Annotated in this window: 25 protein-coding genes and 1 pseudogene; 10 read left to right on the top strand and 16 right to left on the bottom strand. The window is 71.3% G+C overall.

All coding sequences use genetic code 11. From position 1 onward, the window contains the following. Window positions 1-33: 33 nt before the first annotated feature. From pstA to mshD, 10 genes are all read right to left on the bottom strand, one after another. The gene (gene pstA, locus ACIO1C_RS31805) at window positions 34-1113 is read right to left on the bottom strand and encodes a phosphate ABC transporter permease PstA (protein WP_401870069.1); all 1080 of its coding nucleotides are present in this window, start codon (window positions 1111-1113) and stop codon (window positions 34-36) included. Continuing rightward, window positions 1110-2105: a phosphate ABC transporter permease subunit PstC gene (gene pstC, locus ACIO1C_RS31800; RefSeq protein ID WP_401870067.1), complete on the bottom strand. Its 996-nt coding sequence runs from the start codon at window positions 2103-2105 to the stop codon at window positions 1110-1112. Before pstC ends, pstA begins: the two co-directional genes overlap by 4 nt. A 132-nt stretch (window positions 2106-2237) precedes the next feature. Beyond that, a complete protein-coding gene (gene pstS, locus ACIO1C_RS31795; protein ID WP_401870064.1) occupies window positions 2238-3371 on the bottom strand; it encodes a phosphate ABC transporter substrate-binding protein PstS in 1134 nt (377 codons plus the stop codon). A gap of 268 nt (window positions 3372-3639) precedes the next feature. Beyond that, window positions 3640-4065, bottom strand: coding sequence for an NUDIX hydrolase (locus tag ACIO1C_RS31790; RefSeq protein WP_401870061.1), 426 nt, complete (start codon window positions 4063-4065; stop codon window positions 3640-3642). After that, entirely contained in the window at window positions 4062-5087 is a 1026-nt protein-coding gene (locus ACIO1C_RS31785; protein ID WP_401870114.1) for a CHAD domain-containing protein, read from the bottom strand. The genes ACIO1C_RS31790 and ACIO1C_RS31785 overlap by 4 nt, the downstream gene beginning before the upstream one ends. Window positions 5088-5112: 25 nt before the next feature. Beyond that, the gene (locus ACIO1C_RS31780; RefSeq protein ID WP_401870059.1) at window positions 5113-7338 is read right to left on the bottom strand and encodes an RNA degradosome polyphosphate kinase; all 2226 of its coding nucleotides are present in this window, start codon (window positions 7336-7338) and stop codon (window positions 5113-5115) included. Between the two features lie 253 nt (window positions 7339-7591). Then, on the bottom strand, window positions 7592-8560 hold the full coding sequence (locus tag ACIO1C_RS31775; RefSeq protein ID WP_401870057.1) for an ABC transporter permease: 969 nt from the start codon (window positions 8558-8560) through the stop codon (window positions 7592-7594). Then, window positions 8557-9471 carry an ABC transporter ATP-binding protein gene (locus ACIO1C_RS31770; protein ID WP_401870055.1) on the bottom strand — a complete coding sequence of 305 codons (915 nt, stop codon included), beginning with the start codon at window positions 9469-9471 and terminating at the stop codon, window positions 8557-8559. The genes ACIO1C_RS31775 and ACIO1C_RS31770 overlap by 4 nt, the downstream gene beginning before the upstream one ends. Then, complete coding sequence (locus ACIO1C_RS31765) at window positions 9468-9914, bottom strand: GntR family transcriptional regulator (protein ID WP_401870052.1); 447 nt, start codon at window positions 9912-9914, stop codon at window positions 9468-9470. The genes ACIO1C_RS31770 and ACIO1C_RS31765 overlap by 4 nt, the downstream gene beginning before the upstream one ends. A 101-nt stretch (window positions 9915-10015) precedes the next feature. Next, window positions 10016-10936 carry a mycothiol synthase gene (mshD, locus tag ACIO1C_RS31760; RefSeq protein ID WP_401870050.1) on the bottom strand — a complete coding sequence of 307 codons (921 nt, stop codon included), beginning with the start codon at window positions 10934-10936 and terminating at the stop codon, window positions 10016-10018. A 153-nt stretch (window positions 10937-11089) separates the two neighbouring features. Here mshD and ACIO1C_RS31755 point away from each other — a divergent pair, with 153 nt between their 5' ends. Together ACIO1C_RS31755 and ACIO1C_RS31750 are read left to right on the top strand one after the other, a co-directional pair. Beyond that, the gene (locus ACIO1C_RS31755) at window positions 11090-12922 is read left to right on the top strand and encodes a bifunctional metallophosphatase/5'-nucleotidase (RefSeq protein WP_401870048.1); all 1833 of its coding nucleotides are present in this window, start codon (window positions 11090-11092) and stop codon (window positions 12920-12922) included. Between the two features lie 305 nt (window positions 12923-13227). Continuing rightward, complete coding sequence (locus ACIO1C_RS31750) at window positions 13228-14121, top strand: phosphatidylinositol-specific phospholipase C (protein WP_401870046.1); 894 nt, start codon at window positions 13228-13230, stop codon at window positions 14119-14121. 14 nt (window positions 14122-14135) lie between these two features. Here the strand turns inward: ACIO1C_RS31750 and ACIO1C_RS31745 are convergent, their stop codons facing one another. The 5 genes and pseudogenes from ACIO1C_RS31745 to ACIO1C_RS31725 form a co-directional block, all read right to left on the bottom strand. Next, the gene (locus tag ACIO1C_RS31745) at window positions 14136-15548 is read right to left on the bottom strand and encodes a sensor histidine kinase (RefSeq protein ID WP_401870111.1); all 1413 of its coding nucleotides are present in this window, start codon (window positions 15546-15548) and stop codon (window positions 14136-14138) included. Window positions 15549-15580: 32 nt separating this feature from the next. Further along, window positions 15581-16318 carry a response regulator transcription factor gene (locus ACIO1C_RS31740; RefSeq protein WP_401870044.1) on the bottom strand — a complete coding sequence of 246 codons (738 nt, stop codon included), beginning with the start codon at window positions 16316-16318 and terminating at the stop codon, window positions 15581-15583. A 115-nt stretch (window positions 16319-16433) separates the two neighbouring features. Beyond that, window positions 16434-17486, bottom strand: coding sequence for a S1C family serine protease (locus ACIO1C_RS31735; protein ID WP_401870041.1), 1053 nt, complete (start codon window positions 17484-17486; stop codon window positions 16434-16436). Window positions 17487-17620: 134 nt separating this feature from the next. Further along, window positions 17621-18643: a LacI family DNA-binding transcriptional regulator gene (locus ACIO1C_RS31730; RefSeq protein ID WP_401870039.1), complete on the bottom strand. Its 1023-nt coding sequence runs from the start codon at window positions 18641-18643 to the stop codon at window positions 17621-17623. A gap of 275 nt (window positions 18644-18918) precedes the next feature. Next, a pseudogene (locus tag ACIO1C_RS31725) lies at window positions 18919-19597 on the bottom strand (response regulator transcription factor); the annotation flags it as partial. A gap of 272 nt (window positions 19598-19869) precedes the next feature. On the opposite strand from ACIO1C_RS31725, the gene ACIO1C_RS31720 reads away from it, so the two are divergent. The 5 genes from ACIO1C_RS31720 (at window position 19870) to ACIO1C_RS31700 (ending at window position 24880) form a co-directional block, all read left to right on the top strand. Beyond that, on the top strand, window positions 19870-20721 hold the full coding sequence (locus tag ACIO1C_RS31720; RefSeq protein ID WP_401870036.1) for an alpha/beta fold hydrolase: 852 nt from the start codon (window positions 19870-19872) through the stop codon (window positions 20719-20721). A 79-nt stretch (window positions 20722-20800) separates the two neighbouring features. Beyond that, entirely contained in the window at window positions 20801-21055 is a 255-nt protein-coding gene (locus tag ACIO1C_RS31715; RefSeq protein ID WP_401870033.1) for a MoaD/ThiS family protein, read from the top strand. A 10-nt stretch (window positions 21056-21065) separates the two neighbouring features. Further along, window positions 21066-22535, top strand: coding sequence for a hypothetical protein (locus ACIO1C_RS31710; RefSeq protein ID WP_401870028.1), 1470 nt, complete (start codon window positions 21066-21068; stop codon window positions 22533-22535). A gap of 274 nt (window positions 22536-22809) precedes the next feature. After that, entirely contained in the window at window positions 22810-23562 is a 753-nt protein-coding gene (locus tag ACIO1C_RS31705) for a DUF2993 domain-containing protein (RefSeq protein WP_401870026.1), read from the top strand. 340 nt (window positions 23563-23902) lie between these two features. Next, a complete protein-coding gene (locus ACIO1C_RS31700) occupies window positions 23903-24880 on the top strand; it encodes a hypothetical protein (RefSeq protein WP_401870023.1) in 978 nt (325 codons plus the stop codon). A 12-nt stretch (window positions 24881-24892) separates the two neighbouring features. Here ACIO1C_RS31700 and ACIO1C_RS31695 read toward each other — a convergent pair whose 3' ends face one another. Further along, on the bottom strand, window positions 24893-25348 hold the full coding sequence (locus tag ACIO1C_RS31695) for an ATP-binding protein (RefSeq protein ID WP_401870020.1): 456 nt from the start codon (window positions 25346-25348) through the stop codon (window positions 24893-24895). 163 nt (window positions 25349-25511) lie between these two features. On the opposite strand from ACIO1C_RS31695, the gene ACIO1C_RS31690 reads away from it, so the two are divergent. From ACIO1C_RS31690 to ACIO1C_RS31680, 3 genes are read left to right on the top strand one after another with little or no spacing between them, the layout of a single operon-like run. Further along, on the top strand, window positions 25512-26363 hold the full coding sequence (locus tag ACIO1C_RS31690; protein WP_401870018.1) for a helix-turn-helix domain-containing protein: 852 nt from the start codon (window positions 25512-25514) through the stop codon (window positions 26361-26363). Beyond that, window positions 26360-26560, top strand: coding sequence for a DUF397 domain-containing protein (locus ACIO1C_RS31685; protein WP_401870015.1), 201 nt, complete (start codon window positions 26360-26362; stop codon window positions 26558-26560). The genes ACIO1C_RS31690 and ACIO1C_RS31685 overlap by 4 nt, the downstream gene beginning before the upstream one ends. Next, window positions 26557-26748, top strand: coding sequence for a DUF397 domain-containing protein (locus ACIO1C_RS31680; RefSeq protein ID WP_401870012.1), 192 nt, complete (start codon window positions 26557-26559; stop codon window positions 26746-26748). Before ACIO1C_RS31685 ends, ACIO1C_RS31680 begins: the two co-directional genes overlap by 4 nt. Window positions 26749-26798: the final 50 nt, after the last annotated feature.

The following is a 26798-nucleotide window of genomic DNA, read 5'->3' as shown; positions in this document are numbered from 1 at the left end:
GAGGCCCCGCGCGGCGGAGCCGGATGGCGGGCCTCATCGGCCGGTCTTCGGTGCCTTCCAGCGGGCGATCCCGCGAGCCACCAGGTTGAGGATCATGACAAAGGCGATCAGCACCAGCGCCGCCGCCCAGGCACGGTCGTACGACGCGTCGCTGCCGACCTTGTACTGCTCGTAGATGTAGAAGGGCAGCGACGACTGAGCACCCTCGAACGGGTTCGAGTTGATCAGCTGGTTGCCGAAGACGAGCAGGATGATCGGGGCGGTCTCACCGGCGATACGGGCGATGGCCAGCATCACACCGGTGGTGATCCCGCCGATCGCGGTCGGCAGCACGATCTTGAGGATCACGCGCCACTTCGGTACGCCGAGCGCCAGCGCGGCCTCGCGCAGCTCGTTCGGGACGAGCTTGAGCATCTCCTCCGTGGAACGGACCACGACGGGGAGCATCAGGATCGTCAGGGCGAGCGAGCCCAGGTAGCCGGCGGGCTGGAGGCCGGCGATCAGCATGATCGACAGGATGAACAGACCGGCGACGATGGACGGGATGCCCGTCATGACGTCCACGAAGAACGTCACCGCCTTGGCCAGCGCGCCCTTGCCGTACTCCACCAGGTAGACGGCGGTCAGCAGGCCGAGCGGTACGGCGATGACCGTGGCGATCCCGACCTGTTCCAGCGTGCCGATGATGGCGTGGTAGACACCGCCACCCTTCTCGAAGCTGGGGACCCCGGCCATGGAGTGGGTCAGGAAGTACCCGTTGAGCACCTTCACACCGCGGCTGACCGTGATCCAGAGCAGCGAGAACAGCGGGATGATGGCGAGGATGAAGCACACCCACACCACGCTGGTGGCGAGGCGGTCCTTGGCCTGGCGCTTGTTCTCGACCGACGTGGTGACGGTGTACGAGATGACCAGGAAGGCCACGACGGCGATCAGGCCCCACTGGACCTTGCTGTCGAGGCCCGCGGCGGCGCCGATGCCGACACCGATGAGGATCCCGGCGGCGGCGAAGCCGGCCGGTGCCCAGCGGGGGAGCGAGCGGCCGGTGAGGCTGCCCCGGCCCTTCTGCGGCGGCACGGGGGCCGGCTTTTCCTGTACGGCTGCGTGGCTCATGCGTTGGCCCCCGAGTACTCCTTGCGGCGGGCGATGATCAGGCGGGCCGCGCCGTTGACCAGCAGGGTGAGGATGAACAGGACCAGGCCGGAGGCGATCAGGGCGTCACGCCCCAGCTCGTTGGCCTCGTCGAACTTGGCGACGATGTTCTGGGCGAAGGTGCCACCGCCCGGGTCGAGCACGTGCAGCGAGATGAGGTAGCTCGGGGAGAGCACCGTGGCGACGGCGATGGTCTCGCCGAGCGCGCGGCCGAGTCCCAGCATCGACGCGGAGATCACACCGGAGCGTCCGAAGGGCAGGACCGACAGCCGGATGACCTCCCAGCGGGTGGCGCCCAGGGCGAGGGCGGCCTCCTCGTTCATTTTCGGGACCTGGAGGAAGACCTCCCGGCTGACGCTGGTCACGATCGGCAGGATCATGATCGCCAGCAGGATGCCGACGGTGAGCATGTTCCTGGCGACACCGGGCTGCGTCTGGTCGAAGAGGTAGGTCCAGGCGAAGTAGTGGTCGAGCCAGAGGTTCAGCCCGTCGAGGTACGGCACGAGGAAGAGGGCGCCCCAGATGCCGTAGACGATCGAGGGGACCGCGGCGAGCAGGTCCACGACGTAGGCGAGGGGCGCGGCCAGCCGGCGCGGCGCGTAGTGCGAGATGAACAGCGCGATGCCGACGGCGATCGGGACGGCGATGGCCATCGCGATGATCGAGCTGACGATCGTACCGACGAGCAGGACGGCGATACCGAAGACCGGCGGGTTCGCCGAGGGGTTCCAGTCGAAGGTGGTGAGGAAGTTGCCCTCGTCCTTCGAGATGGCGATGACGGCGCGGTACGTGAGGAATCCCGCGATCGCCGCCATGACGACGAGCAGCAGAATGCCCGAGCCCTTCGAGAGGCCCGAGAAGATCTTGTCGCCCGCGCGACCGGTGGAGGTGCCCGACGGGCGGTGGACCCGCGGGGCGGGCGGTGGCGTGTCTATCGGTGTGGTGGAAGCCATGTCTTTCCGGTCTGTGTGGGGGAGTCGCGGGCGCGGCTCCCCTGGCGGCGGTGCACCGGATGGGGAGGGGTGGGCAGGTGGCCGGCCCGGAGGGGTGCGCCGGGCCGGCCACCGCCACCTGTGGAGCGAGGACTACGAGAGGGAGGCGACCGTCTCGCGGACCTTGGCGTTGATCTCGGCCGGGATCGGCGCGTAGCCGGCGCCCGAGAGCAGCTTCTGGCCCTCGTCGCCCGCCGTGTAGGTCAGGAAGGCCTTGACCGCGGGGAGCGTGGCGGCCTTGTTGCCCGTGTCGCAGGCGATCTCGTACGTGACCAGGACGATCGGGTAGGCACCGTCGGCCTTGGTGGCGTAGTCGAGGTCGAGCGCCAGGTCCTTGCCGGTGCCGGCGACCTTGGCGGCGGCGATGGCCTTCGACGCGTTCTCCGAGGTGGCCTCGACGGGGGCGCTGGCGCCCGTGTCGATCTTCACCGTGGAGATGGACTGCGAGGTGGCGTACGAGAGCTCGAAGTAACCGATCGAGCCGTCGACCTGCTTGACCTGGGTGGCGACACCCGCGGAGCCGGACGCGGCCTGGCCACCGGGGGCCGGCCACTTCTTCTCGGGCTCGTACTTCCAGTCCGAGCTGGCCGTGGCGGCCAGGTACTTGCCGAGGTTCTGCGTGGTGCCGGAGTCCTCGGAGCGGTGGAACGGCTGGATCGCCTTGTTCGGGAGCTTCACGCCCGGGTTGAGCGCCTTGATGGCCGCGTCGTCCCAGTTCTTGATCTTCGTGTCGAAGATCTTGGCCAGCGTGGGGGCGTCGAGGACGAGGCTGTCCACACCCTCCAGGTGGAAGCCGATGGCGATCGGGCCGCCGACCATCGGCAGGGCGATGCCCTGGCCGCCGGTGCAGATCTTCTTGGAGTCGGTGACCTCTTCGGGCTTCAGCGGCGAGTCCGAACCGGCGAAGCCGACGGTGCCCTGGTTGAAGGCGACGATGCCCTCACCGGAGGAGGAGGACTTGTAGTTGACCTGGATGTCGGGGCAGGCGGCCATGAAGCCCTTGACCCAGAGGTCCACGGCGTTCTTCTGCGCGCTCGAACCGGAGGCGAGCAGCTGGCCCTTGGCGTCGCCGCAGACGGCGTTCGACGCGGCGGTGGTCTTCGCCGTCGGAGTGGCGGAGCCGTCGCTGTTGTCGTCCGATCCGCACGCCGTGAGAACCAGGGCGCCGGAGACGGCGAGGGCACCGAGCGCGGTGGCGCGCAGCCCGTTCTTGCGCAAAAGCTTCACTTCGGGTGATTCCTTCCAAGAGCCGCCGGCCCGATGGTTGTGTGACGGCGGCGTGCGTCGGGGTGATGGGTGGTGCGGCCCTGGGCCGGTCACCGTGTAAGGCCGAAAGTAGGCAGATCAGGTGAAGCCGCCGACGGGGGAGGGTGAACGGAAGGTGAACCATGGCGGGCGGCCTGGTGCGGGTGGCTTCACCGGGCGTGACGGTGTGCCCCTCGTACCCTCGGGAGACGGCTGGGACGGCCGTTCCGTACGCGCCCCCGCGCGCCCCTCAGATGAACGCGTTCAGCAGCGCGTCGACCAGCAGCCGGTCCCGTGGCTGGGTCAGCCGGCCACGGGCCGCCGCGGGGCTGAGCCAGAGGATGCGGTCGACCTCGTCGTTCGGCGCGAAAGCGCCCCCGGTGGCCTCGGCCGCCCAGTAGTCGACCCGCTTGGGGCGCCCGTTCACCAGGTAGCTGACCGTGCCCAGCCGCTCCCCCGGGGCGCAGTGGTGGCCCGTCTCCTCCAGGACCTCGCGCCGGGCCGCCGCCAGGGGCTCCTCGGCGTGCTTGAGCTTGCCCTTGGGGTGGGACCAGTCGTCGTACTTGGGGCGGTGGACCAGGCAGATCTCCGTACCGCCGTCGCCGTACGAGGCCCGGCGCCACAGCACACAGCCCGCCGCGCGGATGAGGTCGTGCCGGTCGCCGTCGCTGTTCATACCGCCGCCCCCGCTCCTTGCCACACCTGTTGGAAAGCGAAGCGCGAGGCCTCGACCTCGTGGCGCTGGTCGGCGTGCAGGACGCCGAGGGCGTACGCCGTCGCGGGGGCGATACGGGGCGTGCGCGCCGCGTTCGCCGCGGCGGCCGCCGCCTCCGCCGCGTCGCGGTGCCGGTCCAGGGTCCGGCCGGCCGCCGCCAGCACCGGGTCGGGGGCGCCGGCCGCGCACCACACCTCCTGGGCGTACCGGTGCAGCCGCAGCAGCTGGCGCACCTGGTGCCAGGGCGCGTCCTGCGCCTCGCCCTCGGACGCCGTCGCCAGCCCGTGCACCAGCGCCTCCGCGTTGTACGGGTGGGCCGCGCGCGCCAGCGGCAGCGCGGACACCGCGTCCAGCAGCTGCCGCTCGGTGACCTCGCCGGGCCCCGCGAGCACCTCGACGGCCGGGGCGGCGGCGAGCGGCGCCAGCGGCGCCTCGGACGCCAGTACGGCCACGGCGTCGGCCACCGCGTGGAAGCGCGAGGAGCCGAGCGCCTGGAGCGCCGCCGAGTGGGAGCGGGTCCGCGCGAGCGTCAGCTGGCGCTCCAGCAGGGCGCCCGCGCGGGACGCCCCGACGGTGAGCGGTCCGGCCGCGCGGGCCGCCGGACCGGGGTCCGCGGTCCGTGCGGCGGGCACGGTGGACGCGCCCGAGAGCCGCCCCAGCGCGGTGAGGAGCCGGTGCAACCGGGCCGTGCACGCGTGTTCCTGGGCGAGGGTGCCGGACAGCCAGCCCAGCTCCGTCCGCAGCTGATCGGCCCAGGCCGGGTCGAGCAGCGGCCGGAACGTGTGCAGGCTGCCGCCGATCCGCCGGGCGGAGCCGCGCAGCGCCGCCGCGGCCTGTTCGGCGGCGGCGGTGTCCGAGCCGCTCTCGCTGTAGAGCCGCAGACTGCGCAGGAAATCACCCGCCCGGGTGTGGAGGTACCCGGCCAGGATCTCGCCCGCCGTCAGCCGGTCCGCGGCCCGGTCCGTGCCCCGTCCGGGGCTCAGGGCCGTGCCGGGCACGGTGTCGACTTCATGGTGCTGCACGCCGGCGCCTCCGGGCGTCTATGAGCATTTCCTGTACGTGCCGCAACGGCTGGCCCTCGGCGTCCGTGGCGTGCCGGGTCCAGTTCCCGTCCGCGCCCAGGTGCCAGGAGGAGGTGGTGTCGGACATCCCGGTCTCCAGCAGCCGGGTGATGGACGCGCGGTGGGCCGGGTCGGTGACCCGTACCAGCGCTTCGATACGGCGGTCGAGGTTGCGGTGCATCATGTCCGCGCTGCCGAGCCAGACCTCGGGCTCGCCCCCGTTGCCGAAGGCGAAGACGCGGGAGTGCTCCAGGAACCGGCCCAGGATCGAGCGGACCCGGATGTTCTCGGAGAGCCCGGGGACCCCGGGGCGGATGGCACAGATGCCCCGCACCCAGACGTCGACCGGGACCCCGGCCTGGGACGCCCGGTAGCAGGCGTCGATGATCGCTTCGTCGACCAGCGAGTTGACCTTGATACGGACGTAGGCGGGGCGGCCCGCGCGGTGGTGCGCGGCCTCCTTGTTGATCCGGGTGACCAGCCCGTCGCGCAGGGACTTCGGGGCGACCAGCAGCCGCCGGTAGGTCTCCCTGCGGGAGTAGCCGGACAGCCGGTTGAAGAGGTCGGAGAGGTCCGCCCCGACCTGCGGGTCGGCCGTGAGCAGGCCGAGGTCCTCGTACAGCCGGGCCGTCTTCGGGTGGTAGTTGCCCGTGCCGACGTGGCTGTAGCGGCGCAGGGTCTCGCCCTCCTGCCGTACCACCAGGGAGAGCTTGCAGTGCGTCTTCAGCCCGACCAGGCCGTACACGACGTGGCAGCCGGCCTCTTCGAGCTTGCGCGCCCACTTGATATTGGCCTGCTCGTCGAAGCGGGCCTTGATCTCGACGAGGACGAGGACCTGCTTGCCCGATTCGGCCGCGTCGATCAGGGCGTCGACTATCGGGGAGTCGCCGGAGGTCCGGTAGAGCGTCTGCTTGATGGCGAGGACGTCGGGGTCGGCCGCGGCCTGCTCCAGGAAGGCCTGGACGGACGTCGAGAACGAGTCGTACGGGTGGTGCAGCAGGACGTCGCGCTCGCGCAGGGCGGCGAAGATGTCCGGCGCGGACGCGGACTCCACCTCGGCGAGATCGCGGTGCGTGCCCGCGATGAACTTGGGAAACTTCAGCTCGGGCCGGTCCAGCGCCGAGATCCCGAAGAGCGCGGTGAGGTCCAGCGGCCCGGGCAGCGGGTAGACCTCGGAGTCCTGCACCTTCAGCTCACGGACGAGCAGGTCCATGACGTACGGGTCGATGGACTCCTCGACCTCCAGGCGCACCGGCGGGCCGAAGCGGCGCCGCATCAGCTCCTTCTCCAGCGCCTTGAGGAGGTTCTCGGCGTCGTCCTCCTCGACCTCCAGGTCCTCGTTGCGGGTGACCCGGAACATGTGGTGCGCCAGCACCTCCATCCCGGGGAACAGCTCCTCCAGGTGGGCGGCGATCACGTCTTCCAGCGGGACGTACCGCGAGGGCGAGGCCTCCAGGAAGCGGGCCAGCAGCGGCGGCACCTTGACCCGGGCGAAGTGGCGGTGGCCGCTGACCGGGTTCCGTACGACCACGGCCAGGTTCAGCGACAGTCCTGAGATGTACGGGAAGGGGTGGGCCGGGTCCACGGCGAGCGGGGTGAGGACCGGGAAGATCTGCTGGCGGAAGAGCGTGAAGAGGCGCGCCTGCTCCTTCTCGGTCAGCTCGGGCCAGCGGATGATGTGGATTCCCTCGTCGGCGAGGGCCGGGGCTATGTCCTGCTGGTAGCAGGCGGCGTGCCGGGCCATCAGCTCGCGGGAGCGGGTCCAGATCAGGTCGAGCACTTCGCGCGGCTGGAGGCCGGACGCGGAGCGGGTGGCGACGCCGGTGGCGATGCGCCGTTTCAGCCCGGCGACCCTGACCATGAAGAACTCGTCCAGGTTCGACGCGAAAATGGCGAGGAAATTAGCCCGTTCGAGGAGCGGGGTCGCCGGATCCTCGGCGAGCTCCAGGACCCGTTCGTTGAAGGCCAGCCAGCTGCGCTCACGGTCGAGGAACCGCCCCTGGGGGAGTTCCGCGCCGTCGTGGTCGCTGTCTTCCTCGTACGCGTCGAGATCCGCGTCGAGATCGGGCTCCAGATCGGACACGTTGGCGGCGACGGTGTGGGGCCGGTGGGCGGCTAGGAAGCCGACCGACGGCTGGTGGTGCTGGACCGGGACCTCGGGCTGCTCGCTCATGTCCCCATTCTTCCGCGCGGAAGGGGTGACAGGCGCGTCGGAGAGCGCGGGGGCGAGGCGGAACCTGCCGTTCGGCGTGGGGGGTACAGCGGGCTGCATTGGGAGAGCGTCGCAAGCACGTCTGAATGGGCGGTAACGGCGACATGACGTGCAGGGAAGCGGGACAGGGCTCCCCGGGGGCGGCGATCGCTCCCCGGGGAGTGTTTTCCGGTGTTCTCCGGTGCTCCTGGGGCGGGTGTGGTCAGGCGGCCGGTCAGGCGTGGAGGCGGCGCAGGACGCGGAAGGCGACGAGGGCGGCTGCCGCCGCCAGGGCGAGGACGATTCCGGTTTCTACCAGCTGGAGGGGCCAGAGGTGGGAGGCGGGGTGGTAGTCGATGTAATAGACCGCGCCTTCCGGGAGCTTCTCGCAGGGGGAGACCCGCCGGCCGTAGCCCAGGCAGTCCTCCCAGGTGATCCGTTGGCCGCCCGCCGTGATGACGCCCTGCTGCACCACCCAGGCGCTGCCTGCCCGGCCGATCGGGGTGGTGTCGGTGAGGGCCGGCCACAGGTACGGGCGCAGCTGGACGTGGAGGGCCAGGACGACCGCGCCGACGGCGAGCGCGGTGGCGGACATCGCGATGACGGTCCGCCGTATCAGCAGTCCGAGCAGGGCGCCGAGCGCGATGCCCAGGAGGGCGTATCCGAGGGCGGCGGGGCCGAGACCGATGTTCCGGTACGCGCCGTACCAGAAGTCCGCGTAGTGGGCGTCGTCAGGACCGGTCGTCCACGCCCAGCGGTAGAGACCCAGGAGGAGCGAGACGCCGGCCACCGTGCACACCAGCGGTACGGCCAGCTTCGAGGCGAACCACCGGGTGGGGGTGACGGACTGGCTCCAGGCCAGTTTGTACGTGCCCGACTCCAGCTCCCGGGCGATCACCGGGCCCGCGACGAACCCGCCGACGACGCCGGGCAGGACGAGCAGGAACAGCCCCAGGTGGCTGAGCCAGGCCTGGAACGTCATCTGCGCGTTGGAGTACGAGCGGATCGCGTCGTGGCACGCGGGGGTGGTCATCCTGATCGAGCAGCCGGTGGCCGGGAAGCCGTCGATGACGCTCACCGAGTGGAGCCGCTGGTAGAGCAGCCAGGCGACGGCCAGGACCAGGAGTCCCGCGCCCGTCCACAGGGTGCTGCGGTGCAGTCGGGCCGCGACCCACAGGGGGCCGCGCGGTGCGAGCGTACTCACGCCGCCACCTCCGTACGGATGGGCGCTTCCGCGCTCGGGGTCAGCAGCGCCGGGGCTTCCGGGGAGCGCAGGTGGGCGAGGAGCAGCTCCTCCAGGGACGGGACGTGGGTGTCCCACGCGGCGTCCACGGGGCCGTCCGGCCTGATCAGGGCGGTGAGGCCGCGTCCTGTCGTGCGGGACTCGACCACGGTGTGCGGGGCCAGGTCCCGGGCGGGGCCCGTGACCGTGGTGTGCGCGTTCAGGATGTCCTCGATCTCGCCGCCCAGCCGGATCCGGCCCCCGTCGACCAGCAGCAGGTAGTCGCAGGCGTCCTCCAGTTCCGTGAGGATGTGGGAGGAGATCAGCACGGTCGTGCCGTGGGTCGCCGCGCTGCCCAGCAGCGCGCCCATCAGCTGGTGGCGGGCGAGCGGGTCGAGGTCGGCCATCGGCTCGTCCAGGAGGAGCAGGTCGGGGCGTTTGCCCAGGGCGAGCGCGAGGGCGACCCGGGTGCGCTGGCCGCCGGAGAGGGTACGGACGCGCAGGCCGTGGTCCAGGCCGCCGCCCCCGACGATCCGCTCGGCCGCTTCCTGGTCCCAGCGCTCCGGGTTGAGCTCCCGGCCCAGGCGCAGGGTCTGGCCGATGGTCAGCTGCGGGTAGAGGGGCTTGTCCTGGGCGACGTACGCGAGGCGCGGGCGGGCGGTCGCGGGATCGGTGCCGAGGACGCGGAGCCCGCCCTCGGTGGGGGCGAGCAGTCCGGCCGCCGCCGCGAGGAGCGTGGACTTGCCGGCGCCGTTGGGGCCGACGAGGGCGCAGACGCGGCCGGCGGGGAGCCGGAAGGAACAGCCCCGCAGCGCCCAGTGCCGCTTGCCGCGCCTCCCGAAGCGTCCGTACGCCTTGCCGAGGTCCGTGACCTCCAGCGCTGTCACTGTCATGCGTCGTCCCCCTGGGTTTTCTCTGGTGCGTTCTGTTGGGTACGGGTGCTGTCCTGTGCGGCGCTCTCGGCCGGGAAGGTCTTGTCCAGCACGGCGGTGACCAGCGCGGTCACGTCCTCCCTGTCCAGGCCCTCACCGCGGGCCCGGTCCACCCACACGGCCAGCTCCGCCCGCAGGGCGCTGTCGGCCGAGCCGCGGCCGAGGGTGCCCCGGACGAAGGTGCCGAGGCCGCGCCGCCCTTCGGCCAGCCCCTCGCGTTCCAGCTCGCGGTAGGCCTTGAGCACGGTGTTCGGATTGACGGCGGTGGCCTCCACCACCTCGCGGGCGGTGGGCAGTTTGTCGCCCGGTTCCAACAGGCCCAGGCGCAGGGCCTGTTTGGTCTGCTGGACGATCTGGAGGTACGTGGCCACACCGCTCCTCCGGTCGATGCGGTACTCGATCACCGCGCAACACCCTTTCACTAAGGAAGTAGTGAAAGCCTCCCGCAGAAGAGGGGACGGTGTCAAACACCGTCCCCTCAAGGCCTGTCCAGGGCCGCGTACGGTCAGGACTCCGTGCGGTACATCAGGTCCACCTCGTGCGTGGCGAAGCCCAGCCGCTCGTACACCGTCACCGCCGCCGTGTTGTCCGCGTCCACGTACAGCATCGCCGTCGGCAGCCCCGCCGCCGCGAGGTGCCGCAGGCCGGTCGCGGTCAGCGCCTTGCCGAGACCGCCGCCCTGCGCGTCGGGCCTGATGCCGACGACGTACACCTCACCGAGCCGCTCCTCTTCGTGCACCTTCGTCCAGTGGAAGCCGACCAGTTCGCCGTCCCGCTCGGCCAGGAAGAAGCCCTCCGGGTCGAACCACGGCTCGGCCTTCCGGTCGTCCAGGTCCCGCTGCGTCAGCCCGCCCTGCTCGGGGTGGTGGGCGAAAGCGGCCGAATTCACCGCGAGCCAGGCGGAGTCGTCCTGCCCCGGCACGAACGTACGGACGCTCACCCCGGCGGGAAAAGCCGCCTCCGGGATGTCCAGCGGCTTCAACGGGCGCCGCAGCTGGCGCAGTTCACGGAAGAGGGACAGGCCGAGCACCTGGGCCAGGTGCCGGGCGGCCGACTTGCCGCCGTGCGCCCACACCCGCAGCCGCTTGCCCGACGCGGCCAGCAGCGCCGTCCCCAGCGCGCGGCCGTGCCCCCGGCCCCGGCGCTCGGGGTGGACGACCAGCTCGGCGGCCGGCGCCTCGATCGGATCGGTGTCCTCCAGCTGCGCGTACCCGACCAGTTCGTCGCCGACGGTGAGCAGGAAGTGCCGTACGCCCTCGCGGTGTCCCCCGCGCAACTGGAGCCTGCCCTGCTCGGAGACGGCCTGCACGGCGTCCGAGGCCGCCGCCGCCGCGAGCAGGGCGAGGACGTCCTCGGCCTGCCCGGGGGTGAGCGCGTCAAGGGTCTGGATCTGCCGGCCGGGCTCGCGGGCCGCTGCTTCACTCATGCGTCGAGGGTACGGCGATGCCGCGCGAGGCACCGGCACCCGTAGCCGCAACCTGCTCGTAACCCCCGAACCCTGTCGCGCTACGCGCGTAAATCGTAGGCTGCGCCTCGCAATCACCCACAGATTTCGCATGTTGTACTCACAAGGGGAGCGATGTCAGCGACACCGCAGAAGAACCGTGCGGCCCGGCGGGTTCTCGTCGCCGCCGCCGGCCTGGCGACCGTCGGCGCGCTGGTCGCCGCGATGCCGGCCAACGCCCAGTCCCAAGGTCACGGCGGCAAGAACAGCGGCCACGGCAGTCACAGTCACCACAAGCCGAGCACCGTGGACCTCCAACTGCTGTCCTTCAACGACCTGCACGGCAACCTGGAGCCGCCGACCGGCTCCGCGGCCAACGTCAACGAGAAGCAGGCCGACGGGACGGTCAAGACCTTCCCCGCGGGCGGTGTCGAGTACCTGGCGAGCTCGCTGCGCACCGCGCGCGAGGGCCACCCCTACTCCATCACCGCCGCCGCCGGCGACCTGGTCGGCGCGAGCCCGCTGCTGTCCGGGCTCTTCCACGACGAGCCGACCATCGAGGCGCTCAACAAGATCGACCTCGACGTGACGAGCGTCGGGAACCACGAGTTCGACGAGGGCTCGGCCGAACTGGCCCGCCTCCAGAACGGCGGCTGCCACCCGACGGCCGGCTGCTACGAGAAGGGGCGCAAGTTCAAGGGCGCGGACTTCCCCTACCTCGCCGCGAACGTCACGTCGGAGAAGACCGGCAAGCCGATCCTCAAGCCGTACACGATCTGGAAGAAGAACGGCGTCAAGGTCGGCTTCATCGGTGTGACCCTGGAGGGCACGCCGAACGTCGTGACCGCCGAGGGCGTCAAAGGGCTCAAGTTCCACGACGAGATCGAGACGGTCAACAAGTACGCCAAGGAACTGGACCGGCAGGGCGTCAAGTCCATCGTCGCGCTGATCCACGAGGGCGGACTGCCCGCCTCCTCCTCGTACAACTACGACTGTGACAGCCCGGCCGCCGGCGGCGGGCTCTCCGGCCCGATCGTCGACATAGCGAAGGGCATCACGCCCAAGGTCGACGCGCTGGTCACGGGTCACACGCACAACGCGTACGTCTGCACGATCCCCGACCCGGCGGGCAAGCCGCGCCTGGTCACGTCGGCGTCGTCGTTCGGCAAGCTCTACACGGACACCACGCTCACGTACGACCGCAAGACGAACGACATCGTCCGTACGGCGGTCAAGTCGGCGAACCACGTGGTCAGCCGGGACCAGCCCAAGGCCAAGGACCTCACCGACCTCATCACGGACTGGACCAGGCTGGCCGGTCCGGTCGCGGGCACCCCGCAGGGCTACATCTCCGCGGACATCAACGGCCGCGGCGCCACGACGCTGGAGTCCCCGCTCGGTGACGTCATCGCGGACGCGCAGCTCGCCGGGATGGCGGCGCCCGACAAGGGCGGCGCGCAGCTCGCCCTCATGAACCCGGGCGGCATCCGGGGCGACCTGGTGTACAAGGCGTCGGGCTTGGAGGGCGACGGGGTGGTGACGTACGGCGAGGCCTTCACGGTCCAGCCGTTCACCAACCTGATGAACGCCCTGGACCTGACCGGCACCCAGCTGGTCACCGCGCTCCAGCAGCAGGTCAGCGGGTCGAACGAGGCCTCGCCGAAGATCCTCCAGGTGTCGCACAACCTCACGTACACCCTGGACATGACGAAGACGGGCGCGGCCCGGGTCGTCACCGACTCGATCCGGCTGAACGGCGCGCCGATCGACCCGGCGAAGACCTACCGGGTCGCGATGAACGAGTTCCTGGGCGGCGGCGGCGACGGCTTCGCGGCGCTGGGCCAGGGCACGAACAAGCTGGTCGGCCCGGCCGACCTGGACCTGCTCAACGCGTACCTCACGGCGAACTCGACGGCGACGGCCCCGCTGGCCCCGCCGGCGGCGAACCGGATCACGATCATTAGGTAGACGCGGGGAAGCGGGTAAGAAGAGCAAGAGAAGGAAGGGGCGGCAGGCCTGGGGGCCTGCCGCCTCTTTCTGTTGGGTGGGGTGGGCTGTTGGGTGGGGGTTCAAACCGAGGGGTACTTCGGGGCACCCGGGTTGTGTGGTGTGGTGTGGGGTGGGGCCGCCCCGCCTTGTCCGGTGCCGGGCGCCCCCGACCACCCCTCGGTCTCAGCCTCAAGTTCCTTCTGCCACTGTGCAGTTGGGCGTGGGGTCGTCATAATCCCAGGGCTGTTGCGCTGATTCCTCGGGCTACGGAGGCACCCCCCCACATGAGCACTCAATTTGGCACGCGCCGCGGGTTTCTCGCCGGTGCTCTCGCGTTGTCCGGTACCGCCCTCGTCGGGGGTGGTGGCGTCGCTCGTGCGGCCGTGGCCGCGCCGGGCCTTGCGCCGCAGGACTGGATGGGTGGCTTTCCCGACGCCACCCGGTTCCCGTCCCTCACCATCCCCGGCACCCACAACTCCGGGGCCCGCGTGGGCGGTCTGTACGTCGCCTGCCAAACCACCGGCATCGCGGAGCAGTTGGCCAGTGGCGTCCGGTTCCTCGACATCCGCTGCCGGGCGTTCGAGGGCGCGTTCACCATCCACCACGCCGCGTACTACCAGAACTTGAACTTCGACGACGTACTCGCCCCCTGCCGGGACTTCCTCCGCGCGCACCCCTCCGAGACCATCGTCATGCGCGTCAAGCAGGAGTACTCCGAGGAGAGCAACGAGACGTTCCGGCGGATCTTCGACAGCTACCTCGACGGCAAGGGCTGGCGTTCCCTCTTCCGCATCGGCGACGGGCTGCCCACACTCGGCGAGGCGCGTGGCCGGGTCGTGCTGCTCGCCGACAACGGCGGACTGCCCGGACTCCGGTACGGGGACGGCGGGTTGTTCGACATCCAGGACGACTACGGGGCGGAGCCCATCGCCAAGTACTCGCGGATCGAGGCGCACTTCCGCAAGGCCGTCCAGCAGCCCGGCAAGCTGTTCGTCAACTACGTCAGCACCGCGGCCCTGCTCCCGCCCCGCTGGAACTCCGACCGCCTCAACCCCCAGGTCCACACACTGCTCGACAGCGCGGGAGCGGCCGGCTGGCGCGGGCTGGGGATCGTACCGCTGGACTTCCCGGCCACCCGGCCCGGACTGGTCGAGTCACTCCTCCGCCACAACGGCTGAGCAGGTACGGATTCCTACCGCATCTCGGGCGGCGGCGTCTTCGCCCCCGGGATGCGGATCGTCGCCACCGTCCCGCCGCCCGCCGCCGGGCGCAGCGTGATGTCGCCGCCCGTCTGCTGGACCGTACGGGCCACGATCGACAGACCGAGACCCGAGCCCGGCAGCGCGCGCGCCGACGGGGAGCGCCAGAAGCGTTCGAAGACGTGCGGCAGGTCCTCCGCCGGGATGCCGGGGCCGTGGTCGCGTACGGTCAGCGCGCCCTGCTCGTCCAGCGCGACCTCGACGGTCCCGCCCGGTGGGCTGAACTTCACCGCGTTGTCCAGGACGTTGACCACCGCCCGTTCCAGCGCGGCCGGTTCGGCCCGTACGAACCAGGACGACAGCCGCGCGTCGATCGCCAGGTCCGGGCCGCGCAGCCGGGCGCGTTCGAGCGCGCTCTGTACGATGTTGTGCAGCGAGACGACCTGGAGCGGGCCGGGATCGGTGGCGTCCGGCCGGGACAGCTCCTGGAGGTCCCCGATGAGCGACGCCAGTTCGGTCATCTGGGCCTTGACGGACGCCATCAGCGCCCTGCGGTCGTCCGGCGGGATCGCCCGGCCCGTCTCGTCGCTGCGCGCGAGGAGTTCGATGTTCGTACGGAGCGAGGTGAGCGGCGTCCGCAGCTCGTGGCCCGCGTCGGCGATCAGCTGCGACTGCCGTTCGCGGGACGAGGCGAGCGCCGCCGTCATGGAGTTGAAGGCCTGGGAGAGCCGGGCGATCTCGTCCTCGCCCTCCACCGGGATCCGGACGGTGAGGTCTTCGGTCTGGGCGATGTGCTCGACCGTCCCGATCAGCCCGTCCACGGGCCGCAGCCCCGCGCGCGCCACCCACAGCCCCGCCGCGCCCGCTCCGATCACCCCGACGCCGGCGACGGCGGCGAGCAGGAGGACGAGCCGGTTGAGGGTGTTGTCGATCTCGCTGAGGGGGCGGGACACGGAGACGGCGACCTTGGCCAGGACGGGCTGGACGCCGGGCGGGGTGGGCAGGCGGATCACGCCCTGCTGGGTGTAGACCCGTACCGCCGCGCCCTTGTCGGTGGTGCTGTCGTGGAGCGAGGTCTCCCGGATCGGGCTGTCCGCCACGGCCTTGTCGGACGCGTGGACCTTGACCGGCTCCGAGCCCCGCGCCACACACCGCTGGCCGTCCGCGAGGACCACCTGGAAGTTGGCGAGACCGGGGTTGGCCGTGGCCTCCGCGTCGGACCCGCTGACGCAGTTGTTGACGGCGTCCGTCGCGGTCGCCGTCAGCTGCGACTCGCTGGTGTTCCGCAGCGAGTTGTCCAGCTCGTTCTGCAACTGCGCCCGCGTCAGCAGCCAGCAGGCCGCCGCCACCGCCGCGACCGCGACCGCCACCGCCGTCGCGACCAGGAGTGCCAGTCGCGAGCGCATCGGCAGCGCCCGGAACCGGCGTACCGGAGCGATCACTCCTGACCGCCCGTGGCGATCTCGGCGCGCAGGGCGTACCCCACCCCCCGCACGGTGTGGACCAGCCGCGGTTCGCCGCCGCTCTCCGTCTTGCGCCGCAGGTACATCACGTACACGTCCAGGGAGTTGGAGCTGGGCTCGAAGTCGAAGCCCCACACGGCCTTGAGGATCTGCTCACGGGTCAGCACCTGTCTCGGGTGCGCGAGGAACATCTCCAGCAGGGTGAATTCGGTACGGGTCAGCTCCACGCGCCGTGTGCCGCGCGTGACTTCACGGGTCGTCAGGTCCATCCGCAGGTCGGCGAAGGCGAGGACGTCCTCCTCGGGGACGCCCTCGGTGGCCGCCGCGTACGAGCTGCGCCGCAGCAGCGCCCGGATCCGCGCGAACAGCTCGTCCAGCTCGAAGGGCTTGACCAGGTAGTCGTCCGCGCCCGCGTCGAGGCCGGTGACCCGGTCGCCGACGGTGTCGCGCGCGGTCAGCATCAGGATGGGGACCTTGGAGCCGCCGGCCCGGAGGCGGCGGGCGGCGGTGAGGCCGTCCATGCGCGGCATCTGGATGTCGAGGACGATCAGGTCGGGCGCGTACGCGGCGGCCTTGGTGAGCGCGTCGAAACCGTCCACGGCGACCTCGGTCCCGTAGCCGTCGAACGCGAGGCTCCGCTGGAGAGCCTCGCGCACGGCGGGCTCGTCGTCGACGATCAGGATCCGCTGGGGATCGCCTTCGGCGGGACTCATGTCGCTTCTTCCGGCAGGAGGGGCGGGGGACGACGGGCGAGGCTGGTGTGTGGCTGCCACCAGCGTCGCACGGCCCCTCGTCTGTGTGGCGTATGTGGTGCGACGGGTGCGGCCGTCAGTTGCTGCCGCCGTCCCGCAGGCTCGCCAGGTCGGCCTTCACGGTGTCGACGGGGATGGCGAAGCCGAGGCCCACGTTGCCCGCCTCCGCGCTGCTCGTACCGGAGCCGGAGGCGAAGATCGCCGAGTTGATGCCGATGATCTGTCCCTCCATGTTGATCAGCGCGCCACCGGAGTTGCCCGGGTTGAGGGACGCGTCGGTCTGGATCGCCTTGTACGTGGTGGTCGAGTCCCCGGTGTCCCCGTTGAACTGCTGTCCGCCGAACTGGAACGGCCAGCCGCCGCCGCCCTGCTCCTGCTGTTGCCGCTGCTGGCTCTGGTCGGTCTCCTTGGGTACGGTGACGTCCCGGTCGAGCGCGGAGACGATACCGCTCGTGACCGTCCCGGACAGGCCTTCGGGCGAGCCGATCGCCACGACCTCGTCACCCACCTTGACCTGGGAGGAGTCGCCGAGCGTGGCCGTCTTCAGGCCGCTCGCGCCCTCCAGCTTGATCAGGGCGAGGTCCTTGGCGGGGTCGGCGCCGACGACCCTCGCCGTATACGACTTGCCGTCCGTGAGCTGGACCTTGACCGACGAGGCGTCGGCGATGACGTGGTTGTTGGTGACGATCTCGCCGTCGGAGGTGAGGACCACTCCGGAGCCGGTCGCCTCGCCCGCCGTGGACGTCGCGTTGATCTCGACGATCGCGGGGGACACGGCCTTGGCCACGCCGGCCACGGTGCCGAGGCTGCTCTGCGAGACGCTCGCCCCGCTGACCGTGGTGGAGGTGGTGCCCGTGGTGTTGTCCCCGGAGAAGTGCTCGACGAGGCCCGCCGTACCGCCACCGACCACGGCGGCCGCGACCGCCACCGCCGCGAGCAGTCCGACCGGACCGCGCAGCCGGCGCGCGGCGGGGGTGCCTCCGTGGCCGCCATGGCCGCCGTGGCCGTGATGAGCGGGAACGCTGGGCTGATACGGGGGAGGAGGGGGGAACGCGGGGTCCCCGAACGCTCCCTGGGGCTGGTGCTCTTCGCTGTCCTCGCCGCCGGTGCGGCCCCAGTAGTTCGTCATGCATATGACTGTCGTGGCCACAGATGAGAACTGGCTGAGGAGCCTGTGAGAAGCCCGACAGAACCCTGTATGCCCGATATAAAGACCGAAGGCCGTACGGCTCTACGGCTCTCAGGCTGTACGGCTGTACGGCTCTACGAGCAGCCGCACGACCGGCGCACGATCAGCGCCGACGGGAACTGCTTCACCCGTTCCCGGCGCGACCCCGCCACCCGCAGCCCCTCGTCCAGCACCAGGTCCACTGCCGCCCGCGCCATCGCCGGCCGGTCGGACGACACCGTCGTCAGCGGGGGATCGGTGAGTCCGGCCTCCTTGACGTCGTCAAAGCCCGCCACCGCCAGCTCGCCCGGCACGTCCAGGCGCAGTTCGCGGGCCGCGCGCAGCACTCCGATCGCCTGGTCGTCGGTGGAGCAGAAGATCGCCGGGGGCCGGTCGGGTCCCGCCAGCAGCCCCAGCGCGACCTGGTAGGCGTCGTAGCGGTTGTACGGAGCCTGGAAGAGCCGGCCCTCCACCGAGCGGCCGGCCTCCAGCATCGCCCGGCGCCAGCCCTCGACGTGGTCGGCCACCGGGTCGCCGACGGCCGGGGTGTCCTCCATGCCGCCGAGGCAGGCGACGTACGGGTGCCCGTGCTCCAGCAGATGGCGGGTGGCGAGCTGGGCGCCGCCGATGTCGTCCGTGACGACGGCGACGTCGTCGAGCGACTCGGGGCGCTCGTGCAGCAGGACGACCCGGGCCTCCCACGCCTCGACCTCGGCCGCCGCGCGTTCGCTCGGGCCCTGGCTGACCAGGATCAGCCCGGACACCCGCATGCCGAGGAAGGCCCGCAGGTAGTGGACCTCACGCTCGTCGCGGTAGTCCGAGTTGCCGACCAGGACCATCTTCCCGCGCTCGGCCGCGGCCTGTTCGACCGCGTGCGCCATCTCCGCGAAGAAGGGCTGCCGGGCGTCGGGCACGATCATCCCTATGAGATCGGTCCGCCGTGAGGCCATGGCCTGCGCCACCCGGTCGGGCCGGTATCCCAGTTCTGTGATCGCGGCTTGTACCCGCTCGCGCGTGGCCGGGGCAACCGGCCGGGGTCCGTTGTTGATGACATAGCTGACGACCGCGGTCGAGGTCCCCGCCAGTCGTGCCACATCGTCCCGCGTCACCTTGGCCACGCGCGGCAGTCTACGCGTGGTGACCTACCTCTTGGCAGGCCGTCCGGCAGCTTCCCTCTCGGCATAACGCGCGTCGGTGGTCCCGTTGGTGGTCCCGTTGACCGTTCCGCCGCCCGTTCCGTTGTGCCGCGGCTCCTCGGCACGACGGTCCTGGCGGTGGTCCCCACGGTCCCCACGGTCCTCGGCGGAGGTCTCCGCGCCGGTGTCCGTACGGGCGTCGGTACGGGTTCCGGCGAGCGCGGCGGTGGCTTTCGCCTTCGCCTCCTCGGCGGCCCGTTCGACCTTCTCCGGGGTGACGAAGCGGTAACCCACGTTGCGTACGGTCCCGATCAGCGACTCGTGCTCGGGGCCGAGCTTGGCCCGCAGGCGCCGTACGTGGACGTCGACCGTCCGCGTACCGCCGAAGTAGTCGTACCCCCAGACCTCTTGGAGCAGCTGGGCGCGGGTGAAGACCCGGCCGGGGTGCTGCGCGAGATACTTGAGCAGCTCGAACTCCTTGAAGGTCAGGTCGAGGACCCGGCCCTTGAGCTTCGCGCTGTAGGTGGCCTCGTCCACCGACAGGTCGCCGTTGCGGATCTCCATCGGGGAGTCGTCGGCGGAGATCTGCTGGCGGCCCATCGCGAGGCGCAGCCGGGCCTCGACCTCGGCGGGACCCGCCGTGTCGAGCAGGACGTCGTCGATGCCCCAGTCCGCGGTGACGGCCGCGAGGCCGCCCTCCGTCACGACGAGGAGCAGCGGGCAGCCCGGTCCCGTGGAGCGGAGCAGCTGGCAGAGCGAGCGCACCTGCGGGAGATCGCGGCGGCCGTCGATCAGGATGACGTCGGCACCGGGGGTGTCGACGAGAGCGGGGCCTTCGGCGGGGGCGACCCGCACGTTGTGGAGCAGCAGTCCGAGGGCGGGGAGCACCTCCGTCGACGGCTGGAGGGCGTTGGTCAGGAGCAGCAGAGAGCTCATCGCCGCTCACCTGCCCCGGTGGAGCTGGCTTCGTACCTGGCTTCGTACGGGGTGATGCTGGGGTCGTACACGGTTCGCTTGCCCATTACGTCGGTTCCTCCTCGGTCCCTGCGAGGACGTATGCGGCACTGCTGGTGGTGCGCTGTTCTTCGTGCGGTGTTCGTAATGCTGTGTTCGTCACGCTGTGACATCTGTCTGTAACAACGATCGGGAAACGCAAAAGGACCCGGGGGCTACGTTGCCCGGATCCTCTTCGCAGCAGAATAGCCCACATGTGCGCCTTGGAAGACGGTCGATACCGCAGTTCATCAGATACCCCGATCCCTCCGGGGGCCGTGCGGAAGATCCTCAGGACGGCTGACGGGGTACCCCTTGACGCGATGTACGAGCCGTGTACAGCGGGTTTCGCCCAGGATTCGACTGTGGATCATGGCGGGTTCCGGGGCACGGCGATCGTGGTCGCGCACGGCTTCACCGGGTCGCTCGAACGGCCCGCGATCCGCCGCGCGGCGCGCGTCTTCGCACGCCGGGCGGCCGTGGTGACGTTCTCCTTCCGCGGGCACGGAGGCTCCGGCGGCCGCTCGACGGTCGGCGACCGCGAGGTGCTCGATGTGGTCGCGGCGGTGGAGTGGGCCCGCTCGCTCGGCCACACGCGGGTGGTCACGGTCGGCTTCTCGATGGGCGGGTCGGTGGTGCTGCGCCACGCGGCGCTGCACGGGGGGCCGCACGGGGGGCGCACGGAAGCGAAGCCGGACGCGGTGGTCTCCGTCAGTGCTCCCGCTCGCTGGTATTACCGGGGTACGGCTCCGATGCGCCGCCTGCACTGGGTGGTGACGCGGCCGGCCGGACGGTTCGTGGGACGCGTGGGGTTCCGTACCCGTATCCATGACCGGGACTGGGATCCCGTACCGCTCTCGCCGACCGAAGCGGTCCCACTGATCGCCCCCACCCCACTTCTGCTTGTGCACGGGGACCGCGATCCGTACTTCCCGCTGGACCACCCGCACATGCTGGCCTCGGCGGGCCCGGCCGAGCTGTGGGTGGAGCGGGGCATGGGCCACGCGGAGAACGCGGCGGACGAGGCGCTGCTGGGGCGTATCGCGGGGTGGCTGGTGCCGGAGTAGGGGACCGGTGGCGGTGGAGCGGTGTGTGACGTCGTTCACGGGTCGTCCATCATGGGAGGCCGACGAAGGGAGAGCCGTCATGGCAGCGGGCACGATTCGCTACTGGGCGGCGGCGAAGGCCGCCGCGGGGGTCGCGGAGGAGCCGTACACCGCCGACAACCTGGCGGAAGCGCTCCAGGCCGTCCGGCTGAACCACCCGGGCGAGCTGGTCCTGGTGCTCCGGCGGTGCTCGTTCCTGGTGGACGGCGCCCCCGTGGGCACCCGCGGGCATGAGACCGTACGGCTTGCCGAGGGCGGCACGGTCGAGGTGCTCCCGCCGTTCGCAGGAGGGTGAACCGCACAGCATGAGCGACGATCAGCAGAACCCGTACGGGCCGGGGTACGACCAGTACGGCCGGCCGTACCCGCAGGAGCCCTACCGGCCCGGGTACGACGACCAGGCGCCGCCCCCGCAGGGACAGGGCGAGGGGCTCGGCCAGGGACAGGGCGAGGGCTGGGCCGAACCGCAGCAGGCGGGTCCCGCGTCGGCGGACCCCTCGCCGCAGACCTGGCAGGGCCAGACCTGGGACACCCAGTACCAGCCGCACGTCCAGCCCCAGCAGCCCGCCGCGGACACGGCGTACCTGCCGCCGCAGGGCGCGTACCCCTTGCCCCCGGAGACCCCGGACCCGACACCGCCGTCGTTCGAAGGCCGGGGCCGCAGGAGGCGCCAACAGGCACCACCGCCCGCGTCTCCCGCGCCATCCGCGCAGGGCGCGGGGTCGGACGGATACGGGGCGCCTGCGGCGCACGCCGGATCTGTGGGGCACGCGGGGGCCAACGGTTACACGGGGCCCGCAGCCCACTCCGGGCCTGCTGGGCACGCTGGGCAGCCCGGGTCCGCCGGCTACCCCGGGGCCGGGGGCCCCACCGGTGGCGCCGGGTACCCCGCCGCGCCCGCCGCGCCCGCGCAGGCCGGTGCCTTCGACGCGTTCGGGCAGGGCGGCCCCCAGGCCGCATCCGCGTCCCCGTCCGTCGCCGACGGGTACAGCCCGCCCACCACCATGGGCAACGCCCGCATCACCGACGCCCAGCGCGCCCGCGCCGAGGGGCGGTCGCCCATCATTCCGCCCGGCATGCAGCCCGCAGGGCTCACCGCGCTGCTCGCGCTGCTCCTGGCCGGTGGCGCCGCCCTCGGCCCGTACGCGCTGCTCGTCCCGCTCGTCCTGCTCCAGGCCGTCACCGCGGCCGGGTGGTTCCGTCTCAATGGCATGTGGCCGGCCCGGCAGGGCATCGCGCTCGCGTTCCTCGGCGGGCTGGTCTCCGACGTCGTCCTGCTGACCGTCGGCAAGGAGAACGGCCCCGCCGCGATCCTCGGCACGCTCGGCGTCTGGGTGCTGCTCACGCTCGTCCTGCAACTGCGCAGCCACGCGGGCGCCGACGAGCGGATGCAGGGCCTGATGGCCACCGTCGCGTCCGCCGCGCTCGCCATCCTCGCCACCGGACATCTCGCGGCCGTCCCGGACGCCGTTGTCGTGGGCGCGATCGCGGTCGCCGTGGCGACGGTCGCGCGGGCGCTGCCGCTGCCCGGGGTGGTCTCCCTCGTGGTGGCCCTGCTGGCGGCGACCGGCGCCGGCGTCGTGGCGGGCGGGCTGACGGACCTCGGGGCGAAGGGCGCGCTGCTCGGCCTCGGGGCGGGGGTGTGCGCGCTGATCGGTCTGCGCGCGGCGAGTTACGACTACCCCTCGCGCTTCGTACACATGACGGCCGGAGTGGCGCTGCCCCTCACCGCCGCCGCACCGGCGGTGTACCTGCTGGGCCGCGCGCTGTCCTGAGCGGCCGGGGGAAAGCGCCGCCCGGCCTCCGGGCGCCGCTCCCCCCGGCCTCCGGGCCGCCCCCCGGCCTCCGGGCCCCCAACCTGTGTCTCCTCTGTGCGCCCGCTGTGTACAGCCGGGCCAACTCCCGCGTACCGGCGGACCCGCCGGGAACCGTCCGCTCCCGCCCCGCGTCGATCCCTCCGGCGAGAGCGCCTCCGGCCGGGGTTACGCTCACGGTCGTCAGGGGGACCGGAATCGAACAGAGAACCATCAGGGTGGGGGACACCGAGCAATGCGCGCACTGCGAATACTGCTGATACTCGTCGTGATCTTCGGAGGGCTGTTCGTCGCCGCGGACCGTGCCGCCGTGTACTTCGCCCAGGGGCAGGTCGCCGACAAGATCAGGACGAGCCAGGGGCTCAGCTCCACCCCCACGGTCTCCATCAAGGGCTTCCCCTTCCTGACCCAGGTCGTGGGCTCCTCGCTGGACGAGGTGGACATCAGCCTCGGCAGCCTCGACGCCACCGCCGACGGCCAGACCGTCAAGGTGACCGACGTCCGCGCGGAACTGCGCGATGTCGAGTTCGACAGCAGCTTCTCCTCCGCCACCGTCGGCCAGGCCGACGGCTCGGCCCGCGTCTCGTACGCCGACCTCGCCAGGACCGCGCCCAAGGGCGCGACCATCGGCTACGCGGGCGCCGAACGCGCCGCCAAGGGCCAGGTCAAGGTCTCGGGCCCGGCGACGGACATCCTGGAGGGCGCGGACATCCCCGTCCCCGACGTCGTGGCCGGCGCGCTCAAGGGGCAGGACATCACCGTCTACTGCACGGCGGCGCTCAAGGGCGGCAACACCGCCACGTTCGAGGCCGTCGAGGTCGGCGATCTGCCGATCCCCGGTCTGGACGACCAGATCAAGGGCCTGGTCGACTCGTACGACCTCAAGATCGACGGCCTCCCGTCGAGCATCACGCTCGACAAGGTCAGCGCCACGGAGGAAGGCCTCCGCTTCTCCGGCACGGGCACCAACGTCGCCCTCACCGGCTGAGCGACCCGTTGGCCACCGGCCGGACCACCGGCCGGACCACCGGCCCGCCCGGCGGAGAAAACGCGGCAGGTCGCGCGGGGCGGCACCGGGACCTTGTGGACGGGGTCCCGGAGGGGCGCGTACTCCCTGTAAGGACTCGGTGAGAGAGAACTGACCCGCCCACCCTCCCCTCCCCAGGTCGGGCGAGGTGCCGCCGTCACTCGGACGGGTGACGCGCTTGCGGCCGGAGGTCACAGGCGGTTACGTTCACGCCGACAGCCCCCAAACAAACAGACGGCTCCCGGCCGGGATTAGCCCTCCTGGCCAGGAGCCTCACCGATCAGGAAGCAAACCCTTCCCGATGGATACCCAGGATTCTAACGCGCCTTGGCGCGCGTCCACCGGTACGACACCACCGACGACCGGCGTGCTGCATGTGCGCACCCGGCTCACCGCCAACTTCACGGTGATCGCCAACGCCCTTGCGCAGCGCCCCGGGAGCGCGGTCACCGTGGGCGTCGCGGCGTACATCCTCTCGATGCCCGACGGCGCTCCCGTGTCCATCGCCGCGCTGTGCAAGCACTTCACCGAGGGCGAGATCCTCATCTCCCGCGCTCTGCGCGAACTGGAGACCGCCGGATATCTGGAGCGGCGCCGCGAACGTGGCCCTGGAGGCCGGGTTCACACGCGTACGTTCGCGTATGACGTACCGGGGCAGGGACGACCGCGCGCTTCCCGTCCCGCCTCCGGCCGGGCTCCGTCACCGCCGCCCGTGCCCCCCTCGGGCGGCCCGCCGGTCGCTGCCGACCCCGCCCCGAACGCCATACCTCCTGCCGGCCCCACCGCTTCGGCCGCACCGCTCCCACCATCCCCGCCGTCCCCGCCGACGACGGGCGCACCGCTCCCGGAAACTGATCCGCAGGCCGATTGGCAGGCCGCTTCGCAGGCTGAGCCTGATCCGCAGGCCGAACTGATCCTCGCCTCGCTGCGCATCAGCGACCGCCGATTGGTCCTGTCCCGACGTGAGGTTTCCCAACTCGCCCCGGCGGTCGGCCAATGGCTCGGCCGGGGCCTGGACGCGCAACAGATCACCGAGGCGCTGACGGTGAACCTTCCCGATCGGTTGCGGGCCCGCCCGGCCCGCATCCTGGGCTTCCGGCTCACGGAAGTCCCCACGGAGCTGCCCTCGTCGGCCGAACCACCGGGTGCTCCGGAGGCCGTCGCCCTGCCGTGGCAGACCTGCGACGGCCCGTGCGAACGCCCCTTCCGCGCGGCTGAACCAGGCCGCTGTCGCGACTGCCCGCCGGGCGCCGGGCGGGAGTTGACGGCCGTCGGCTGACGAGGCGAACGGTCAGGCGAGCCCGGCACCGGCCCTGTCCGCCAGCGCGCAGACCGCCCAGACGGTCTTCCCCGGACCGGTACGGCCACTGGTCCCCCAGCGCACGGCAAGGGCGTCGACCACCCGGAGCCCCCGACCCCCGTCCGCGTCCGGGTCCCACACGGAGAGCCGGGGCAGCGCGTCATGGGTGTCGGACACCTCGACCCGTACGAGGCCCTCGCCGCCGTCGTACGTGAGCCGCAGCGCGAAGTCCCGCCCGGGGACGCGCCCGTGCCGGACGGCGTTGGCGGCCAGTTCGGCGACGACCAGGGTGATGGTGTCGAAGGTCTCCGAGCCGTATGGGACGCCCCAGACGTCCAGTTGATGCCCGGCGAGAATCCGCGCGAGGCGCGCTCCTCGCCGGGTGGCGGAGAACCGCTGCGTGAACGTGTCCACGGACAGGGACGCTTGGGGATGCGGTGCTGTCATGCGCCCCAGCGTGCTGATGAGGCCGCCGCGCCCCCAGGTACGCCACCAGTACAGATCCGCTTGTATCGGCTCACTCGGTGGACTGGGTGGGTGACTCTGCGTAATGATGATGATTCAGGTTTCGCGCGCGCGTCGGTGACAGGGAGAGTGGGAGGCGGTCGGCATGGTGGACATCAGCGGTGACGGTGGCGGGACGAGGGGCGAGGCCGAACCGTCCGACAGCCTCAGGACCTTCGGCGCGGTGCTGAAGGCGCTGCGCGCGGAAGCGGGCCTGACGCAGGAGGAGTTCGGACCGCTGGTGCGGTACTCGGCGCCGTACATCGCCAAGATCGAGCAGGGCAAGCGCTACCCGCCGAGGGGTCTGGTCGACCGGGCCGGCGACGTCCTGGGCCCGGTGGCGGGCCGGGTCCTGGAGGCGGCGGGGCGCAGCCTGACGCGCAAGGCGGGGCTGGCGACGTGGTTCCGGCAGTGGGCGGGGATCGAGGAAGAGGCGGTGTCGCTGTACGCGTACGAGTGCCGGGTGATTCCGGGTCTGCTGCAACCGGAGCCGTACGCCAGGGCGGTATTCGGGAGCCGGTTACCGCCGTGGACCGATGAGCAGGTGGACACGCAGGCCGCCGCACGCCTGGAGAGGCAGCGGATGCTGACCGAAAAGGCGAACACGGCGTTCAGCTTTGTCGTCGAGCAGGCGGTGATCGAGCGGCATACCGGCGGAGCCGAGGTCACCGGGTGTCTCATCGACCACCTGTTGGAGTGCGCGGGTCTGCGCAACGTGGAGCTACAGGTCATGCCGCTGCGGCAGCGGGATCATGCGGGGCTCGACGGTTCGCTGTACTTGGCGGAAACGCCGGACAACAGGTGGATCGGCTACGCCGAGAGCCACGAGAGCAGCGTCCTCATTACGGAGGCAAAACGGGTCAGTGTGATGCTCCAGCGCTATGGGAAGATGCGTGGACAGGCTCTCAGCCCCGACGCGTCCATCAACCTGCTGCGGCAACTCCGAGGAGCGCTATGAGTACTGCTGAACTCGACTGGTTCAAGAGCAGCTACAGCGGAACTAGTGGCGACAACTGCGTCGAGGTTGCCGCCCGCCCCGACGCCGTCCACGTCCGTGACTCCAAGGACGTCGGCGTCGGTGGTCTCACCCTGTCGCCCACCGCGTGGACTGCGTTCACCGGCTACGTGAGCGGCTCGCGCGAAGAGGCGCTGTGACATCGGTCGAATCGGACTGGTTCAAGAGCAGCTACAGCGGAACCGGTGGCGGCAACTGCGTCGAGATCGCTACCCGCCCCGATACCGTTCACGTCCGTGACTCCAAGGACGTCGGCGTCGGTGGTCTCACCCTGTCTCCCGCCGCGTGGACCGCCTTCACCGCCTATGTGACCACCTCGGAGGACTGAGCACCCGCGTTTTTCCCGGGATTCCTGGGGTCATCCGATTTTGTCTCGCA

The sequence above is a fragment of the Streptomyces sp. NPDC087420 genome, assembly GCF_044744165.1.
Classification (GTDB): Bacteria; Actinomycetota; Actinomycetes; order Streptomycetales; family Streptomycetaceae; genus Streptomyces.
Note: the sequence above shows the minus strand (reverse complement) of the source record. Positions and strands in the feature narration are given on the sequence as shown.

What these genes read in the sequence shown, in the direction of transcription:
- pstA (WP_401870069.1), bottom strand. Translation starts at nt 1,113, where the DNA reads ATGAGCCACGCAGCCGTACAGGAAAAGCCGGCCCCCGTGCCGCCGCAG.
- pstC (WP_401870067.1), bottom strand. Translation starts at nt 2,105, where the DNA reads ATGGCTTCCACCACACCGATAGACACGCCACCGCCCGCCCCGCGGGTC.
- ACIO1C_RS31790 (WP_401870061.1), bottom strand. Translation starts at nt 4,065, where the DNA reads ATGAACAGCGACGGCGACCGGCACGACCTCATCCGCGCGGCGGGCTGT.
- ACIO1C_RS31780 (WP_401870059.1), bottom strand. Translation starts at nt 7,338, where the DNA reads ATGAGCGAGCAGCCCGAGGTCCCGGTCCAGCACCACCAGCCGTCGGTC.
- ACIO1C_RS31770 (WP_401870055.1), bottom strand. Translation starts at nt 9,471, where the DNA reads ATGACAGTGACAGCGCTGGAGGTCACGGACCTCGGCAAGGCGTACGGA.
- mshD (WP_401870050.1), bottom strand. Translation starts at nt 10,936, where the DNA reads ATGAGTGAAGCAGCGGCCCGCGAGCCCGGCCGGCAGATCCAGACCCTT.
- ACIO1C_RS31755 (WP_401870048.1), top strand. Translation starts at nt 11,090, where the DNA reads ATGTCAGCGACACCGCAGAAGAACCGTGCGGCCCGGCGGGTTCTCGTC.
- ACIO1C_RS31750 (WP_401870046.1), top strand. Translation starts at nt 13,228, where the DNA reads ATGAGCACTCAATTTGGCACGCGCCGCGGGTTTCTCGCCGGTGCTCTC.
- ACIO1C_RS31745 (WP_401870111.1), bottom strand. Translation starts at nt 15,548, where the DNA reads ATGCGCTCGCGACTGGCACTCCTGGTCGCGACGGCGGTGGCGGTCGCG.
- ACIO1C_RS31740 (WP_401870044.1), bottom strand. Translation starts at nt 16,318, where the DNA reads ATGAGTCCCGCCGAAGGCGATCCCCAGCGGATCCTGATCGTCGACGAC.
- ACIO1C_RS31735 (WP_401870041.1), bottom strand. Translation starts at nt 17,486, where the DNA reads ATGACGAACTACTGGGGCCGCACCGGCGGCGAGGACAGCGAAGAGCAC.
- ACIO1C_RS31720 (WP_401870036.1), top strand. Translation starts at nt 19,870, where the DNA reads ATGTGCGCCTTGGAAGACGGTCGATACCGCAGTTCATCAGATACCCCG.
- ACIO1C_RS31715 (WP_401870033.1), top strand. Translation starts at nt 20,801, where the DNA reads ATGGCAGCGGGCACGATTCGCTACTGGGCGGCGGCGAAGGCCGCCGCG.
- ACIO1C_RS31710 (WP_401870028.1), top strand. Translation starts at nt 21,066, where the DNA reads ATGAGCGACGATCAGCAGAACCCGTACGGGCCGGGGTACGACCAGTAC.
- ACIO1C_RS31705 (WP_401870026.1), top strand. Translation starts at nt 22,810, where the DNA reads ATGCGCGCACTGCGAATACTGCTGATACTCGTCGTGATCTTCGGAGGG.
- ACIO1C_RS31700 (WP_401870023.1), top strand. Translation starts at nt 23,903, where the DNA reads ATGGATACCCAGGATTCTAACGCGCCTTGGCGCGCGTCCACCGGTACG.
- ACIO1C_RS31695 (WP_401870020.1), bottom strand. Translation starts at nt 25,348, where the DNA reads ATGACAGCACCGCATCCCCAAGCGTCCCTGTCCGTGGACACGTTCACG.
- ACIO1C_RS31690 (WP_401870018.1), top strand. Translation starts at nt 25,512, where the DNA reads ATGGTGGACATCAGCGGTGACGGTGGCGGGACGAGGGGCGAGGCCGAA.
- ACIO1C_RS31685 (WP_401870015.1), top strand. Translation starts at nt 26,360, where the DNA reads ATGAGTACTGCTGAACTCGACTGGTTCAAGAGCAGCTACAGCGGAACT.